A 16,628-nucleotide genomic window follows, 5' to 3' on the forward strand; every position below is an offset into this window, starting at 1 on the left:
ACCGTCAATATCGAGTTACCATGACTCCAGCCACATCATTCTGAGCGAGGATGACTCACCATCTTATTGTGTTTTTTCTGCAAACGGCTCATCCATTAAGGATAAACTGTTATCTAAAATCAGCTCCCCAAATTGAAAAACACCATATTCACTTGGTTTCATTTTATGCCAACGTTCATTATCTGTAAGTGGCTGAGTTGCGATGACAGAGACCACATCATTAGGCGTCGTTTCCTCTTGAAAATCAATCGTTACCTCTTCATCAATTAATGATGCTTTGCCAAACGGCGCTCGACGAGTAATCCAGTGTAAATTGTTGGTGCAATACATCATGACGTATTCACCGTCACTCAGCAGCATATTAAAGACGCCAAGTGTCTTTAGCTCATCACTACATTGCGCAATATATTGAAAAACATCTTGTATTTGACGGGCATGCGGAGGCTCTGGGTAACGCGCTTCTAACTGATTTAAAATCCAACAAAAAGCAAGTTCGCTATCCGTTTCGCCAATAGGTCGGTGTCGCCCTGTATCCAAACCTTGATAGTCACTCAATTGTCCATTGTGGGCAAACGTCCAGTTCTTACCCCATAATTCCCGGGTAAAAGGATGTGTATTTTCAAGATTCACTTCCCCACGGTTAGCTTGCCTTATATGGCTAATCACTGCACAACTTTTAATGGGGTAGCTTTGAACTAGCTCAGCAATTTTAGAATGACAACTCGGTTTAGGATCTTTGAAATTACGGCATCCTTTCCCTTCATAAAAGGTGATTCCCCAGCCATCACGATGCGGACCCGTTTTTCCACCTCGTTGAATTAAACCGGTAAAACTGAAGCAAATATCCGTTGGAACATTCGCACTCATACCGAGCAGCTCACACATTCAAACTTCCTCATAACCACACATCAAGAACGGTAACTTAAAGAACTAAAAGATTAATCTTCCATTTCTTTTTCAATTAATTGAATCACAATATGAATAATTTTAATGTGAATCTCTTGAATACGATCAGCATAACCAAAATGAGGAACACGAATTTCAACATCGGCAATGCCCGCCATTTTCCCACCATCTTTACCCGTGAGGGCAATGGTCTTCATACCTTTTGATTTGGCAGCTTCCATGGCTTTTAAAATGTTACCTGAATTACCAGAAGTGGACAGGCCAAATAATACGTCACCTTTACTGCCAACAGCTTCTAGATAACGAGAAAATACATACTCATAACCAAAGTCATTACTCACACAAGACAAATGACTCGGATCTGAAATGGCAATCCCAGGGTATCCCGGACGATTCTCACGGTATCGGCCTGTGAGCTCTTCAGCAAAATGCATAGCATCACAATGAGAGCCACCATTACCGCAAGATAAAACTTTACCGCCTTGCTTAAAAGAGTCTGCAATCATTTTGGCTGCTGATTCAATATCTTGAAGATTCTTATCATCACTTAAAAAATCATTTAATACTTGAGCAGCTTCAGTCAATTCACTTCGAATTAAATCTTGATACATAGGGAATTACCTTTATTTTGAGTATTATCAACCAATGAGTGTACCTATAAAGCTAAAAGCCTGTCGACCAATTCGATGTAAAATTTTCCCCTGCATGGAATTCTTTCCTTTAATTAAGGACAAACTAACTATTCTTAAGAAGAAATAATCAAACAAATAGTCAATTTCATGCTTGAGATCACTTTTTAACCATATTGATGTTTTACATTTCCACAACAAGCCCATTACAATGAATTTATCTGGTACGACCACTTTTTATTTTTGCTATAAACCATTGTTGTAATAGACAGTCGTTATAGCAAGCCAGTCATAAAAGTTAATCTTATCACTCATCATTATAAGGAAGACAAAGATGACCACCTTACTTACGCTGATTATTACGTTTTTTGTACTCAGTTTCTGCTTATATCACCGCCGTACACAAACCGTAACGCTTAGCGCCATGGCTATTGTTATGCTCGTATCAACTGTATTAGGTGGATTTTCTCCCATCGTATTCGGGGTATTTATCATCCTATTGGCACTGATCGCGATTCCCGCTATCCGCCGTCCACTCTTCAGTCAACCTGCTCTAAAGGTATTTAGAAAAATCCTACCAGAGATGTCTAAAACAGAAAAAGAAGCGATCGACGCAGGAACCGTTTGGTGGGAAGCCGAACTATTTAAAGGTAAGCCGGATTGGAAAAAACTATCCGATATTAAAGCTCCAACACTCAGCGCAGAAGAACAAGCCTTTATTGATGGCCCAGTGAATGAAGTCTGCGCAATGGCTAATGATTTTGAAATCACCCACGAATTGGCCGATTTGCCTCCTGAAATCTGGGAATACCTAAAAGATCATAAATTCTTTGCGATGATCATTAAGAAAAAATATGGCGGCCTAGAATTTTCAGCTTATGCACAATCTATCGTTCTACAAAAATTAACTGGAGTATCCAGTGTTTTATCATCAACGGTTGGTGTTCCTAACTCTTTAGGCCCAGGAGAGTTACTACAACATTACGGCACCAAAGAACAACAAGATCACTATTTACCACGACTAGCTGAAGGCAAAGAAATTCCATGTTTTGCTTTAACCAGTCCAGAAGCTGGATCCGATGCTGGCGCAATCCCAGATTTTGGTATTGTTTGTAAAGGGCAGTGGGAAGGCAAAGAAGTACTAGGCATGCGCTTGACCTGGAATAAGCGTTATATCACACTTGCTCCAATTGCAACGGTTCTCGGTTTAGCCTTTAAATTACAAGATCCTGACGGACTTTTAGGCCTCAAAAAAGAAAACGGTGATGATAACAAAGACATCGGAATTACTTGCGCCTTAATCCCAACAAACACCAAAGGTGTAAAAATTGGTCGCCGTCACTTCCCTCTTAACATCCCATTCCAGAACGGGCCAACTCAAGGGGAAAATATCTTTGTTCCTTTGGATTACATCATCGGAGGACCAAGCATGGCTGGTCAAGGCTGGCGTATGTTAGTGGAGTGCCTTTCTGTTGGTCGTGGTATCACTTTGCCTTCAAACTCAACCGGCGGAACAAAATCTGCCGCTTTAGCAACAGGGGCTTATGCTCGAATTCGTCGCCAATTTAAACAACCGATTGGTCATATGGAAGGTATTGAAGAACCTCTTGCTCGTATCGCAGGTAATGCTTACGTGATGGATGCGGCTAGCCAATTAACGGTTGCAGGAATCGACTTAGGTGAAAAACCATCGGTTATTTCAGCGATTGTCAAATACCACTGTACCCACCGAGGGCAGCGTTGTTTGATCGATGCGATGGATATCGCCGGTGGTAAAGGTGTTTGTATGGGGCCCGCTAACTTTCTAGCGCGTGGTTATCAAGGCTCACCGATTGCCATTACCGTGGAAGGTGCCAATATATTAACTCGCTCTATGATCATCTATGGCCAAGGGGCCATTCGTTGCCATCCATTCGTCCTTGAAGAAATGGATGCCGCTCATTCTACCGAGAAAAATGCTCTCTCGCGTTTTGATTCTGCCGTCTTTGGCCATATTGGATTTAGTATGAGTAATGCTATTCGTAGTTTATGGTTAGGTATTACCGATGGTCGAGGTTCAGACTATGCGGTACCAAACGACCCAAACTTCAATGGCATTGTTCATGATCAAATCAAAGGTTACTACCAAAAAATTAACCGCTACAGTGCTAATATTGCCTTATTATCCGATGTTTCGATGGCGGTACTCGGTGGATCATTAAAACGAAAAGAACGATTATCTGCTCGCCTTGGCGACGTTCTAAGCCAACTCTATTTGAGTTCAGCCACCCTGAAACGTTTTGAATTAGAAGGTTACCAAGAAGCCGACTTACCATTAGTGCATTGGGGGCTTCAAGATAGCTTACGTCAAGCAGAAGCCGCTATTGATGACTTATTACAAAACTTCCCTGCTCGTGGTGTCGCTCGCCTACTTCGTATTCTAATGTTGCCATTTGGTACTGTGCGTAAAGCACCAAGTGACAAGTTAGATAATGAATTAGCACAAATCCTGCAAACTCCATCCGCAACACGTTCTCGTATCGGTCGCAATCAATACTTAGCGCCAACGGAGCATAACCCTGTAGGAAAAATTGAGCTTGCACTAGAAACCATATTAAAAGCTGAACCAATTTTTAACGATATTTGTAAAAAATTAGAAAACCGCCGTCCATTCGTACAACTGGATAAAATCGCTGACATTGGATTAGAAAAAGGATGGATAAATGAAGATGAAGCCACTATTTTACGCGATGCTGAATTCTATCGCTTAGAAACAATCAATGTAGATGACTTTGATCCAAGTGAACTCATTGTAAAAAAATCAGACAACAAGGTGAGTAAAGTTGCTTAGACAGTAAACCCGCCCTCACAAACAAGCCCCCAACACCATAATAGGGTTGGGGGGTTCTCTCTAATTTAAGTAAGTCTATGCTAAATTAGTCATCACAACGCCACAGGCATGTGCCTTTTTCAGCGAAGACATCTAATCTCTCTTCATGCTTTTGTAACTCATCATTACTAGCTTTTAATACTTTTAAAACTTTTCGCCCTTGAACACGCTTAATGGTCTCTCCTGTTTCTCCATCCTTAGCTTGCCCGGCATTAAATTGCATTGCCGTCTGCCCACCAGTCATTAACAAATACACATCCGCTAGAATTTCAGCATCCAGCAATGCACCATGTAAAGTCCGGTGAGAGTTATCGATACCATAACGATCACATAAGATATCAAGGTTATTTCGTTTGCCTGGGAAGATTTTCTTAGCCATCGCTAAAGTATCGGTAATTTTGCAGATTTCCGATGTTTTTACGCTTTGAGAGGCCAGTTTAAATTCATAATCCATGAAACCAACATCAAACGATGCGTTGTGAGCCACCAGCTCAGCACCTTGAATAAACGCTAAAAACTCTTGATGAATTTTCTTGTATTCCGGCTTATCAACAAGAAACTCATCAGTAATACCGTGAACCGCGATCGCTTCAGGATCAATTTCACGATCAGGCTTAATATAAACATGGAAATGTTTTCCCGTAAGTTTACGATCTATAATTTCCACCGCACCAATTTCAATAATTCGGTGCCCCATATACACAGGACCACCTTCACGGTTCATACCGGTGGTTTCAGTATCGAGTACAATGATGCGATCATGAGAAGAATTAGTGGTATTCATAATAAACTCTATGTCAGACTACTGGGATGTTAGTAAAGAATTAAGGTAATAGTACCAAATGACAGCAAAACAAGTTGAGATTTTCACCGACGGTTCCTGCTTAGGCAATCCTGGACCTGGTGGTTACGGTATTGTGCTTCGCTATAAAGGCAAAGAAAAGTATTTATCTGAAGGTTTTAACCTCACTACTAACAATAGAATGGAAATGATGGCGGCAGTAGTTGCTTTAAAAGCCTTAACCGAACCTTGCCAAGTCGTACTGACCACAGACAGCCAATATGTTCGCCAAGGCATTACGCAATGGATTCACGGATGGAAAAAGAAAAACTGGCAAACATCAGCCAAAAAGCCGGTTAAAAATGTCGATTTATGGAAACAACTCGATGCAGAAACCGCTCGCCACCAAGTCGAATGGAAATGGGTCAAAGGCCATGCCGGTCATCGCGAAAATGAAATATGTGATGATTTAGCTCGCGCGGCAGCAGAGTCTCCTACCCGCGATGATGAAGGGTTTGAAGGCCAATAGACTTTCAACTAAACACTCACCCAGCTAAACATTTACCTTGTTGGTTTTTCAGAGGTTTGCTTATTAAAACCAACATTGGCTGTCGACAAACCACGCTGTTTCACTTTCCAATGAGGTTTAATTGGACGTAAAGGGTAAGTGCGCTTTTTAGCCACAATAAAATACGCACTGCCAAACATCGATGCACATCCCCCTAAACTATGTTCAAGCCAAATCATAATCGCTTTTCCTTTTTGTACAGGAAATAACGCATAACTTTCACAATGTACGACTTCATAATTCAGTAATCCGAGCCAATCTTTAATACGATAAGGTGTAAACATTCTGCCACTCCACGGTAAATAATTTTTCCGCCAAGGCATCAAACTCGAGAGACCGATCAAGCTAATAGGGTTAAAGCCCGTCAATATCATGTAACCATCATCAATAATTATTCTATCTACTTCTCGCAACAAGCGATGAGGATCGCTACAATAGTCGAGCTGATGACACACCAACGCAGTATCAATACTTTTCTCGAGAAATGGTAAATCATACGCATCAGCAATAACCGTATGAAGTGGATTAAGCGTATCGACATTTACTTGATGTTTAATATTGCAATTATGTGTCACTAACTCACAACTTAAGCCACCTAGTTTCAGCATGTGGTAACCGAATAATTTGGGACACCACTCATCAAGGCGAGTTTGAATAGATTCAAAAACCCATTGACCATTTTTCAATTGCTGCCAAGAATGGGGTTGAACAAATGTTTTTTGAATTCGAGCTGGCTTCATAGCTTTAATATCTCTCGCAGTCGGATTGGAGATCCATAATGTTAACTGACAAAAATACTTCAGGATTAACGGTAAAAAGCATACCTGCATTTAATGATAATTACATCTGGCTGATTCAAAATAATACTCAACATTGCGTATTAGTTGACCCAGGTGAAGCTGCGCCAGTCTTGGCCCAACTGCAACAAGATAAACTCGAATTAGAGACGATACTCATCACTCACCATCATGCCGATCATGTCGGAGGAGTGGCTGAATTACTGCGTCATTATCCTAAGACGAAAGTGATTGGTCCAAGCAACGATCCAGTTATGATGCTCAGTCAATCAGTTGAAGGTGGAGATCGCATTGAAATATTTGGTGAAGCCTTTCTTGTGATTGATGTCCCAGGCCATACTAACGGACATATTGCCTACGTTGGTGATGGTAAACTATTCTGTGGTGATGTGTTGTTTTCTGCTGGTTGCGGCCGGGTATTTGAAGGCACTTATGAGCAAATGTTTAATTCATTACAAAAACTTGCTTCATTACCTCAAGAGACTCAAGTTTACTGTGCCCATGAATACACCTCCGCAAACTTATCTTTCGCCTTAGCAGTCGAACCAGAAAATGCGTTATTACACGAGTACCGTGATGAGGTCAATCGCCTTAGAGCACAAGAAAAACCGACGATTCCAACCACTCTACGCCAAGAGAAATGGATCAATCCATTCTTGCGTTGCCAAGAGCCAAGCGTCATGAAAGCCGTTTCCACTCGTACCGATGAGCTATCTGAATTGTCTGTTTTCACGGCATTACGCGAATGGAAAAATGAATTCTAACGATTTGTTACGATTTGCTTTGAGCAAAAAAAATGACGTTAAAACAATCAAATTGTTCATGAAATTTTCTAAAACCTCCTTAAAAACCTTACTTTTTTAAGATCTATTTGAGGTTTTAGACTATTTCTTGCTTGCCAGTCCTTCTATTTCACAAGTATTATTCGCAGCTGTTTTTTAAAAGGTTGCATAAATGAGTTCAAAATACATTTGGGTTTTAGCGCTACTCTTAGTGGGCTGCCAAACTATACCGACATCAACTAACAACAAAACCAATGGCTCGGAAACCGCCCAAACTGTATCAGAATCATCGACTGTCGTTAAGGCTCAATCGACGACCTCTAAAAAGCCAAAATCCGCTGTAAAACCTCCATTGGTAGAGTTAACACCACAGCAACAAGAAAACTTATGGCTTCGTATTGCTATGCAATTTAAGCTTGAAGTTCCCGATGACCCAAGCGTCGATTATTATCGTGATTGGTATTTAAAACATCCTGAGCACTTACAAACTGTTTCAAAACGCGCAGCCCCTTTCTTATATATGATTACAACTCGTATTGAAGAACGTAATCTCCCTCTTGAATTAGCTTTACTTCCTGTAGTTGAAAGCGCTTTTGATCCATTTGCTTATTCTTATGGTAGTGCAGCAGGACTGTGGCAGTTTGTTCCAATTACCGCCGATCGCTTTGGTCTTGAAAGAAACTATTGGTATGACGGGCGTCGCGATGTCAACGCCTCAACCGATGCCGCTCTCGATTATATGACTTACTTAGGTAACCGTTTTAATGGTGACTGGGAAAATGCGATTGCAGCCTATAACAGTGGTGGTGGTCGAGTTTCTAGCGCCATTAGACAAAATAAAAAAGCGGGAAAGCCAACCGATTTTTTCTCACTAAATTTACCTAAAGAGACCCGAGCTTATGTACCAAAACTGCTTGCTCTTGCTGACATTTTAGCAAACCAAAAAGCTTATGGTATCCAATTACCAGAAATTGCAAACAAACCGGTCTTAACTTTAGTGGATCCAAAAGAGCAACTCGATCTCGCCATTGCAGCTCAATACGCGGGGATTTCAGTCAAAGAACTGCAAAGTTATAACCCTGGTTTCAATCAATGGGCTACCTCTCCAACTGGACCACACAGTTTCTTAATTCCAATCGATAACGCTGAACAATTTGAGCAACAAGCAGCTAAAAATAGAGGTAAAGGGATCCGGCTTATTCGCTATAAAGTGAAATCAGGAGATACCTTAAGCGTTATCGCACAACACAATCAAACAACTTCTAAAGTAATTAAAAAAGCCAATGGCATGACAAACAGCAACATCCGTATTGGGCAATATTTGATGGTGCCAAAATCAACACGAAACAATCAGAGTTACACATTAAGCGCTGAAAATCGTTTAGCGAAAACTCAGTCTATTTCTCGTGGTAAAATCAAAACAAATTATACGGTAAAAAGTGGTGATAGTTTTTGGAGCATTGCCAAAAGCAACCAAGTATCTATTGATGCTTTAAGTCGCTGGAATGGTATGGCGCCAAAAGATTCATTGAGAATAGGCCAAAAGCTCGTTATTTGGCAAGGAAGCAAAAGTGGTACTGTCATCCGAACTGTTTACTACAACGTTCGCTCGGGTGATACGGTAGGCGCTATCGCTCAGAAATTTAAAGTCAAAACAACTGATGTATTAGCATGGAACGATTTAAACCATAAAGATTACTTAAAGCCGGGACAAAAGCTCAAACTGTATGTTGATGTAACAAGAGTTGATCAAGCATAGACCCTGATAAGGAAAATAACCTCTGACTAACCTCAGAAGCTTTACAATGTGAACATGGCAATCATTGGGGTATGATCGGATGCTGTAGTTACTGGCGAACTTGCTTCTACCAAATTTAAATTTCGATAAAATACATGATCAAAAGCAAGATCATTAATAAACCGACGTCGGTTATCCGGTTTAAATCTCACTTCGTTCATCAATAACGCCGACATTCTTCTACGAACTTCTTGCCAGCGACTCTCGCTCCACGTATTAAAATCACCAGCAATGATGAGCGGACCTTTATGTTTTTTTACTGCATTTTCTAATTGCTCAATTTGATTCTGAAAGTCTTCTGTTCCTAACGTAAAATTAATAGCATGTAAATTTACCGTCACTAAATCAGAGCCATTAGATAATCGATAGCGAGCATATAAGGCAGATTTTGGTAGTAAAATCCAAGGTTCAACCGCGGTATAAGCACAAGCTCGATTAGGCAAAGCACTCGAAAGGTTCAACACACCAGAACTTTCGCCAAGTATCTTAAATGCATTAACATGGTTAGCAACCCACGACTGAGTCTTCAACCATTGTTTAAAATTAGGCGTCAAGCTGACTTCTTGTAACATCAATAGTTGCGTTTTTTTACCATAAGATTCTAATGATGATTGCCACCCTTCATCACCCTGTTTATGAATATTCCATACCACAAGATTCAACTGACCATTGTCATCAAGAAATTCAGGTTGAGATGTCGATTGGTGACAATACCAATCATTTTGAATATCCGATTGCTCTATTGAGATAATTTCAGGCTTTTGAGGAATCGTAAACACACTGAAATAACTGGTGGTTAAGATTGCAATAAGCACAAGTAACAAAAAGGAGTAATGCTTTATTTTCATCGTTATCCCTAAAATAAGTGCAGATTTGAAAGCCCACTTTCTTTACATAATAAAAAGCTTCACACAATAAAAAAGGAAGCCTTAGCCTCCTTTTCTACAGATAGTATTTATACTGCTTCGTCGTCTTCTTCACCCGTACGAATACGAATAACACGCTCAACTTCACTAACAAATATTTTACCATCACCAATTTTCCCTGTTTGCGCCGTTTGCATAATACAATCAATACAGGCGTCTAACACATCGTCTGATACAACGATTTCTAACTTCACTTTAGGAAGAAAATCGACCATATACTCCGCACCACGGTAAAGCTCTGTATGACCTTTTTGACGACCAAAACCTTTCACTTCTGAAACGGTCATGCCAGTAATGCCAACTTCAGCTAACGCTTCTCGTACATCATCGAGTTTAAATGGTTTAATAATTGCTTCTATTTTTTTCATTGGTTCTTATCCCTAAAACACTGAAATTCTTCTGAGTATACCCTTCAACTCACATTGAGAAAAGTGGGCAGTTCTCAGCTTCAATTTTTATATTACATACCTATGTCCCGTGAAGTCTTATCCACCCAAATCAATTGATATGTACAACCAGAATAAGGTTTTCCAATCCAAAGGCCCACCGCTGAGATAAGCTCATTCCCTTCAATTAAGAATGGAATTCTATGCCGCAGCCAAACCGGAACATTGGAATCTTGCAATAATTTCTTTAGCGGTCGACCGTGAGTACGCTCTTCTGGATGAGCATGGATACCAGAAGCCCGAAAAACAACGGAAATCGAAGTAAGCTCATCCGGCAATGCCAACGTTTGTATACTTTTTGCCGATAAAAACTCAGAAGGTAACACTGAATCCTTGGTTATAGGTCGCAAAATAAGCTGACCTAAGCCGTCGGGTAGATCGAGAGGATGACGCTTATCCCAAGTTAAGTGTATTGAAGAAAGATCTTTCGTTTTATTAAAAACGTAAAGTTGCTGATCTAAACGGCCTATTTGCGTTTTTCCATATTGAAACACAGGGGCTGCATTGGTTTTCGCCAATGCAATATCTTGCCAAATATGCTCAACCTGTTTAGCACTAGGCATTAACTGGCCTTGATCATCTAACCACATACGAATTAAAGCGGCCCTAGCAGCCCTTGATTGAGTATTTAATGCTTTAATCGATAAAGCCCCGTCATTTCCAATCATGCCACTGTAACGCTCATTAAGGAGCTCATGGAGTAGTAATTCTTGTTCTGCGCAAAGTGCAGCACTGCGAGAAATCGTTTTTTCAATGTGAGGCCAGCGCTGTTTTAATACCGGTGTAATTTGATGACGAATGAAGTTCCGGTCAAAGCGTGTATCTTCATTGCTTTCATCTTCAATCCATTGCAAGTGATTGTGGACGGCATAGTTTTCTATTTCATCCCTAGACACACTCAGTAATGGGCGCATCATATGACCATCTGAAAAAGCGGTAAATTCGGCCATAGCAGATAATCCTTTAGGACCACTACCACGTTTTAGCGCTAATAAAAAAGTCTCTAGTTGATCCGTTGCATGCTGTCCAGAAAGCAAAATGGTATCGCTATCCATGTAATTATCAAGCGCTTGATAACGAGCATCTCGCGCAGCTTGCTCAAGGCTAATTCTAGGGCCTTGTATCACATCCACTTGTTCATAAAAAAAATCTATTTTTTCTTCCTGAGACCACGCTTGGCAAGACGCTAACCATTCATCAGCATGAAAGCTCAAGCCATGGTGTATATGAACCGCTTGGTAGGAAAACTGAGGATAATGTTGCTTAAACCTCCCTAACAAATGTAATAACACACGAGAATCCAGCCCGCCACTCAATGCCAAGACAAACCGTGTACCAACAGAGGCATATTGATTTAATTGCTGAGAGAAAAATGGATAAAGCATGTTTTTCCTATCTTATTTTTGTAGAAAACACATTTGAAGAAAATAAAAAAGCGAGCTTAAGCCCGCTTTATCTTGTACATCAAGTTTTATCTATTTAGGTATAACTTGACATAAAAATAGCTTAACAGTAACCATAGCTCATTAGGCGCTGATAACGACGCTCAAGCAAGTTATCGTGATCTAAGCTCTCTAACTCTTCAAGCTGAGCAATCAAAGTTGCTTTCATACTAGCAGCCGTACTTAGATAATCACGATGAGCACCACCTAATGGCTCTTCAATGATAGAGTCAATTAAACCTAGCTCTTTTAAACGAGGTGCCACTAGCCCCATCGCTTCTGCCGCTTGAGGGGCTTTATCTGAATCACGCCATAAAATAGACGCACACCCTTCAGGAGAAATAACTGAGTAGGTTGAATACTGAAGCATATTGACATAATCGCCAATACCGATAGCCAACGCACCACCAGAACCGCCTTCACCAACAACGTTACAAATCACTGGAACTTTCAAACCTGACATCACTTTAAGATTGCGTGCAATCGCTTCTGACTGTCCGCGCTCTTCTGCACCAACACCAGGATAAGCACCAGCCGTATCAATGAAAGTAATAACAGGGATATTAAATCGCTCAGCCATTTCCATTAAACGTAATGCTTTACGGTAACCTTCTGGGCGAGGCATACCAAAGTTACGGCGTACTTTTTCTTTAGTTTCACGGCCTTTTTCATGACCAATAATCATCACAGGACGCCCATCTAAACGTGCAAGGCCACCGACAATTGCTTTATCGTCAGCGTAAGCACGATCACCCGCTAACTCATCAAACTCCGTAAAAGCATGTTCAATATAATCTAACGTATGAGGACGCTTTGGATGACGAGCCAGTTGGGCAACTTGCCATGCACCTAAATCACCAAAGATTTTTTTCTTCAGTTCTAAACTTTTTGCTTCTAATTGGCTGATCTCTTTACCCAAATCAACAGAAGTGTCGCCACCATGGCGTGACACTTCGCGTAAAGCTTCAATTTTAGCTTCTAGTTCAACAATGGGTTTTTCAAATTCAAGAAAATCTAGGCTCATCAATGGATCCTTTATATCATTTTAATTTTTTTATCACTTTAAGGCATTGAACCGAAAACGGCGATAAAAATCATACAGGGCGTCACTGAAAATATTCAAAGCGAAATTGCAAACCGAAGCAACCAATTCATAATTTGAATAACAATGTACTAATAATGCCCTGTTATTTAGTTAAATTCGAGTTCTACTTGCTTAGAACCAATAAGAAGTTTCAATTCGTCGATCAAATCGTCTTCTGGCGTAACACGCCATTCAACCCCTAATGAGAGTTTTGCTCGAGCATTTTGGCGTTGATAGTAAATATTTACAGGTACTGTTCCTGCGCGATATGGCTCTAAAATACGAGTAAACTTTTCAAAAAACTTACCATCCATTTGGGATTCATCAAGCGAAATTGATAACCCTTGGGCATATTTTTCACGCGCATCCGCTAAGCTCATGACCTCACGAGCGGACATTTTAAGCCCACCATTGAAGTCATCAAAGCTGACCTGTCCAGAAACGACCACTATTTTATCTTGTTCTAGCAATTCAGCATACCTTTCTAAGGCATCTGAGAACAACATTACCTCAACACGACCAGAACGATCGTCGAGTGTCATTAAACCTATTCGTGTTCCACGTTTGGTGGTCATCACACGTGAAGCAATCACCAACCCCGCCACCGTCATAGATTGATCGCGACGAGTAGGTTGTAAATCATTCAATCGACACTGAGTATACTTAGCTAATTCTTTTAAATAAGCATTAATAGGGTGACCAGTTAAATATAGACCTAATGTTGCTCGCTCGCCTTCAAGCCATACTTTTTCTGGCCATTTTGGTACTTGAGCATACGCTTGCTCGACTTCTTCAGGTGCTTCAGTTAACACGCCAAACATATCTGACTGGCCAAAAGATTCAGCTTGGTGAAATTGTCCCGCCGCCTTCACCGCTTCATCTAAAGAAGCCATCATTGCTGCGCGGTGTGGCCCTAAACGATCTAACGCTCCTGCTTGAATCAATTTTTCAGTGACGCGTTTATTGCATTTCTTTAAATCCACACGCGCACAAAAATCAAATAAATCTTTGAAATGACCACCTTGCTCACGACAAGCAATAATATTTTCAATCGGAGCTTCACCGACACCTTTTATGGCACCGATGCCATAAACAATAGCGCCATCTTCATCTACATTGAAACGATATAGACCTGAATTAACGTCCGGTGGCAAAACCTTGAGGTTCATGCGTAAACATTCATCTACCAGGCCAACCACTTTTTCCGTGTTGTCCATATCAGCGGTCATCACCGCAGCCATGAATTCAGCTGGAAAATGTGTTTTTAACCAAAGGGTTTGATATGAAACGAGTGCGTAAGCCGCTGAGTGTGACTTGTTGAATCCATAACCTGCGAATTTCTCCACCAAGTCAAAGATCTTCATCGATAGTTCACCATCAACACCAATACTTTCAGCGCCCGATTTAAATATTGAACGCTGTTTAGCCATTTCCTCTGGTTTTTTCTTACCCATGGCACGGCGAAGCATATCGGCGCCACCAAGGGTATAGCCAGCAAGAATTTGGGCAATTTGCATTACTTGTTCTTGATACAAAATAATGCCATAAGTCGGCTCTAACGTTTCTTTTAAAGACTCATGTTGCCAGGTTGAATCAGGATAAGACACTTCCTCTCGACCATGTTTTCGGTCAATAAAGTTATCTACCATGCCCGATTGAAGAGGCCCTGGGCGGAACAAGGCAACCAAAGCGATAATATCTTCAAAACAATCTGGTTGTAGACGTTTGATCAAATCTTTCATACCACGTGATTCAAGTTGGAACACCGCGGTCGTTTCAGAATTTTGTAGTAGCCTAAATGAAGCGGGATCAGCCAAAGGTATCGATTCAATTCGAACCGGTTCCTTCCCTTCCTTTTCAAGTTTAGGATTAATTAACCCCAAGGCCCAATCGATGATGGTTAAGGTACGAAGCCCTAAGAAGTCAAACTTAACTAAACCTGCCGTTTCTACGTCATTTTTATCAAATTGTGTTACGGGAAAATTACCATCTGCATCACAATAAATGGGCGCAAAGTCAGTAATGGTCGTGGGTGAGATAACCACACCACCGGCATGTTTACCTGCATTTCGAGTACACCCTTCTAAAATACGGCACATGTCGATAAGTTCTTTAACGTCTTCATCGGCAGCATAAATTTCAGGTAATTGTGGCTCTGCTTCAAATGCCTTAGCGAGAGTCATCCCCGGATCCGGGGGCACCATTTTTGAAATACGATCAACAAAACCGTACGGATGCCCTAACACACGACCCACATCACGAATCACAGCTTTCGCCGCCATGGTGCCAAAAGTAATGATCTGTGACACTGCATCACGACCATACATTTCAGCAACGTGATCAATCACTCGGTCACGCTTATCCATACAAAAATCGATATCAAAGTCAGGCATCGAAACACGTTCTGGGTTTAAGAAACGTTCAAACAGTAAATCGTATTCTAGCGGATCAAGATCGGTAATTTTTAATGCATAAGCCACTAATGAGCCTGCACCTGAACCACGACCGGGACCAACAGGAATATCATTATCTTTCGACCATTGGATAAATTCCATTACGATCAAAAAATAACCGGGAAACCCCATCTGGTTAATAACATCAAGTTCAACCTGCAAACGCTCATCGTATTCAGGTCTACGTTCTAAACGTACTTTTTCATCAGAAAATAAAAACTCAAGTCGCTCCTCAAGGCCCTCACGAGATTTTTTAACTAAAAAGTCTTCTATCGCGAGACCTTCAGTGGGAAAGTTAGGCAAAAAGTATTCACCCAATCGAACCGTCACATTACAGCGTTTCGCTATTTCCACGCTGTTTTGCAGAGCTTCAGGAATGTCTTTAAATAATTCGCACATTTCATCTTCAGTGCGTAAGTATTGTTGTGAACTGTAGTTTTTAGGACGCCTAGGATCTTCAAGCGTATAGCCATCATGAATAGCAACACGTATCTCATGCGCATCGAACTGATCTGGCGTTAAGAACACCACTTCATTAGTCGCCACAACAGGTAAATCGTATTGCTCGGCAACATCCAGAGCAAAATGCAAATAGCTTTCTTCGTCGGCACGCCCAGTACGAGTCAATTCAAGATAGAAATGATCAGGAAAATGCTCTTGATAGAAATCAACGCAGCGTTCAAGTAAGGGTTGATTACCTTTAAGTAAAGCGCGCCCAACTTCCCCAACTCGTCCACCAGAGAGAATAATTAATCCATCTTTATGATTGACGAGCCACTCTTTATCAATAACGGGTTGATGCTGTACATGCCCTCGTTGATAAGCTTCTGAAATCAACAACGTTAGATTTTTATAGCCAGCATTATTTTTCGCTAAAACCGTTATCTTCGTAAGCTCATCACCAAACTCAGATGATTGAAGCGTGAAATCAGCGCCGATAATTGGCTTAATCCCACATCCATGTGCCGTACTGTAAAATTTCACTAAACCACATAGGTTTGTAAAGTCAGTTAAGGCCATTGCAGGCATGCCATATTCGGCCACCTTTTTCACCAACGGTGGCACTTTTGATAGACCATCTACCATGGAATAATCACTGTGAACGCGAAGATGTACAAACTTAGGATCGGACATAGATTTACTGTTT

13 protein-coding genes are annotated in these 16,628 nt (G+C 40.9%); 4 read left to right on the forward strand and 9 right to left on the reverse strand.

All coding sequences use genetic code 11. The annotated features are described in order from the left end of the window. Window positions 1-63: 63 nt before the first annotated feature. Together VCASEI_RS09080 and lpcA are read right to left on the reverse strand one after the other, a co-directional pair. On the reverse strand, window positions 64-885 hold the full coding sequence (locus tag VCASEI_RS09080) for a class II glutamine amidotransferase (RefSeq protein WP_089111114.1): 822 nt from the start codon (window positions 883-885) through the stop codon (window positions 64-66). A 53-nt stretch (window positions 886-938) separates the two neighbouring features. Continuing rightward, a complete protein-coding gene (gene lpcA, locus VCASEI_RS09085; RefSeq protein ID WP_089111113.1) occupies window positions 939-1,517 on the reverse strand; it encodes a D-sedoheptulose 7-phosphate isomerase in 579 nt (192 codons plus the stop codon). Window positions 1,518-1,869: 352 nt separating this feature from the next. Between lpcA and fadE the strand changes: the two genes are divergently transcribed. Next, on the forward strand, window positions 1,870-4,365 hold the full coding sequence (gene fadE / locus VCASEI_RS09090) for an acyl-CoA dehydrogenase FadE (RefSeq protein WP_089111112.1): 2,496 nt from the start codon (window positions 1,870-1,872) through the stop codon (window positions 4,363-4,365). Between the two features lie 85 nt (window positions 4,366-4,450). Here the strand turns inward: fadE and dnaQ are convergent, their stop codons facing one another. Then, complete coding sequence (dnaQ, locus tag VCASEI_RS09095; RefSeq protein WP_086962675.1) at window positions 4,451-5,188, reverse strand: DNA polymerase III subunit epsilon; 738 nt, start codon at window positions 5,186-5,188, stop codon at window positions 4,451-4,453. Between the two features lie 58 nt (window positions 5,189-5,246). On the opposite strand from dnaQ, the gene rnhA reads away from it, so the two are divergent. Continuing rightward, window positions 5,247-5,714 carry a ribonuclease HI gene (gene rnhA, locus VCASEI_RS09100; protein ID WP_086962677.1) on the forward strand — a complete coding sequence of 156 codons (468 nt, stop codon included), beginning with the start codon at window positions 5,247-5,249 and terminating at the stop codon, window positions 5,712-5,714. A 32-nt stretch (window positions 5,715-5,746) separates the two neighbouring features. On the opposite strand, the gene VCASEI_RS09105 is transcribed toward rnhA, so the two are convergent. Continuing rightward, window positions 5,747-6,493, reverse strand: coding sequence for a methyltransferase domain-containing protein (locus tag VCASEI_RS09105; RefSeq protein ID WP_086962679.1), 747 nt, complete (start codon window positions 6,491-6,493; stop codon window positions 5,747-5,749). A gap of 38 nt (window positions 6,494-6,531) precedes the next feature. On the opposite strand from VCASEI_RS09105, the gene gloB reads away from it, so the two are divergent. Together gloB and VCASEI_RS09115 are read left to right on the forward strand one after the other, a co-directional pair. Further along, the gene (gloB, locus tag VCASEI_RS09110) at window positions 6,532-7,314 is read left to right on the forward strand and encodes a hydroxyacylglutathione hydrolase (RefSeq protein ID WP_089111111.1); all 783 of its coding nucleotides are present in this window, start codon (window positions 6,532-6,534) and stop codon (window positions 7,312-7,314) included. 190 nt (window positions 7,315-7,504) lie between these two features. Beyond that, the gene (locus VCASEI_RS09115; RefSeq protein ID WP_089111110.1) at window positions 7,505-9,091 is read left to right on the forward strand and encodes a lytic transglycosylase; all 1,587 of its coding nucleotides are present in this window, start codon (window positions 7,505-7,507) and stop codon (window positions 9,089-9,091) included. Window positions 9,092-9,132: 41 nt separating this feature from the next. On the opposite strand, the gene VCASEI_RS09120 is transcribed toward VCASEI_RS09115, so the two are convergent. The 5 genes from VCASEI_RS09120 to dnaE all read right to left on the reverse strand — a co-directional run bounded on the left by VCASEI_RS09120 (window position 9,133) and on the right by dnaE (window position 16,615). Further along, window positions 9,133-9,978 (reverse strand): endonuclease/exonuclease/phosphatase family protein, encoded by an 846-nt coding sequence (locus VCASEI_RS09120; RefSeq protein ID WP_086962685.1) that lies wholly within the window; start codon window positions 9,976-9,978, stop codon window positions 9,133-9,135. Between the two features lie 107 nt (window positions 9,979-10,085). Continuing rightward, window positions 10,086-10,424, reverse strand: a complete 339-nt coding sequence (gene glnB / locus VCASEI_RS09125) for a nitrogen regulatory protein P-II (RefSeq protein WP_017025901.1) — start codon at window positions 10,422-10,424, stop codon at window positions 10,086-10,088. 92 nt (window positions 10,425-10,516) lie between these two features. Beyond that, window positions 10,517-11,887 carry a tRNA lysidine(34) synthetase TilS gene (tilS, locus tag VCASEI_RS09130; RefSeq protein ID WP_089111109.1) on the reverse strand — a complete coding sequence of 457 codons (1,371 nt, stop codon included), beginning with the start codon at window positions 11,885-11,887 and terminating at the stop codon, window positions 10,517-10,519. A gap of 121 nt (window positions 11,888-12,008) precedes the next feature. After that, window positions 12,009-12,968 (reverse strand): acetyl-CoA carboxylase carboxyl transferase subunit alpha, encoded by a 960-nt coding sequence (gene accA, locus VCASEI_RS09135; RefSeq protein ID WP_089111108.1) that lies wholly within the window; start codon window positions 12,966-12,968, stop codon window positions 12,009-12,011. A gap of 167 nt (window positions 12,969-13,135) precedes the next feature. Then, on the reverse strand, window positions 13,136-16,615 hold the full coding sequence (dnaE, locus tag VCASEI_RS09140) for a DNA polymerase III subunit alpha (protein ID WP_089111107.1): 3,480 nt from the start codon (window positions 16,613-16,615) through the stop codon (window positions 13,136-13,138). Between the last annotated feature and the right edge of the window lie 13 nt (window positions 16,616-16,628).

This window comes from Vibrio casei (genome assembly GCF_002218025.2).
Lineage (GTDB): Bacteria > Pseudomonadota > Gammaproteobacteria > Enterobacterales > Vibrionaceae > Vibrio > Vibrio casei.

What these genes read in the sequence shown, in the direction of transcription:
- gloB (WP_089111111.1), top strand. Translation starts at nt 6,532, where the DNA reads ATGTTAACTGACAAAAATACTTCAGGATTAACGGTAAAAAGCATACCT.
- VCASEI_RS09120 (WP_086962685.1), bottom strand. Translation starts at nt 9,978, where the DNA reads ATGAAAATAAAGCATTACTCCTTTTTGTTACTTGTGCTTATTGCAATC.
- dnaQ (WP_086962675.1), bottom strand. Translation starts at nt 5,188, where the DNA reads ATGAATACCACTAATTCTTCTCATGATCGCATCATTGTACTCGATACT.
- VCASEI_RS09080 (WP_089111114.1), bottom strand. Translation starts at nt 885, where the DNA reads ATGTGTGAGCTGCTCGGTATGAGTGCGAATGTTCCAACGGATATTTGC.
- dnaE (WP_089111107.1), bottom strand. Translation starts at nt 16,615, where the DNA reads ATGTCCGATCCTAAGTTTGTACATCTTCGCGTTCACAGTGATTATTCC.
- lpcA (WP_089111113.1), bottom strand. Translation starts at nt 1,517, where the DNA reads ATGTATCAAGATTTAATTCGAAGTGAATTGACTGAAGCTGCTCAAGTA.
- VCASEI_RS09105 (WP_086962679.1), bottom strand. Translation starts at nt 6,493, where the DNA reads ATGAAGCCAGCTCGAATTCAAAAAACATTTGTTCAACCCCATTCTTGG.
- glnB (WP_017025901.1), bottom strand. Translation starts at nt 10,424, where the DNA reads ATGAAAAAAATAGAAGCAATTATTAAACCATTTAAACTCGATGATGTA.
- VCASEI_RS09115 (WP_089111110.1), top strand. Translation starts at nt 7,505, where the DNA reads ATGAGTTCAAAATACATTTGGGTTTTAGCGCTACTCTTAGTGGGCTGC.
- rnhA (WP_086962677.1), top strand. Translation starts at nt 5,247, where the DNA reads ATGACAGCAAAACAAGTTGAGATTTTCACCGACGGTTCCTGCTTAGGC.
- accA (WP_089111108.1), bottom strand. Translation starts at nt 12,968, where the DNA reads ATGAGCCTAGATTTTCTTGAATTTGAAAAACCCATTGTTGAACTAGAA.
- fadE (WP_089111112.1), top strand. Translation starts at nt 1,870, where the DNA reads ATGACCACCTTACTTACGCTGATTATTACGTTTTTTGTACTCAGTTTC.
- tilS (WP_089111109.1), bottom strand. Translation starts at nt 11,887, where the DNA reads ATGCTTTATCCATTTTTCTCTCAGCAATTAAATCAATATGCCTCTGTT.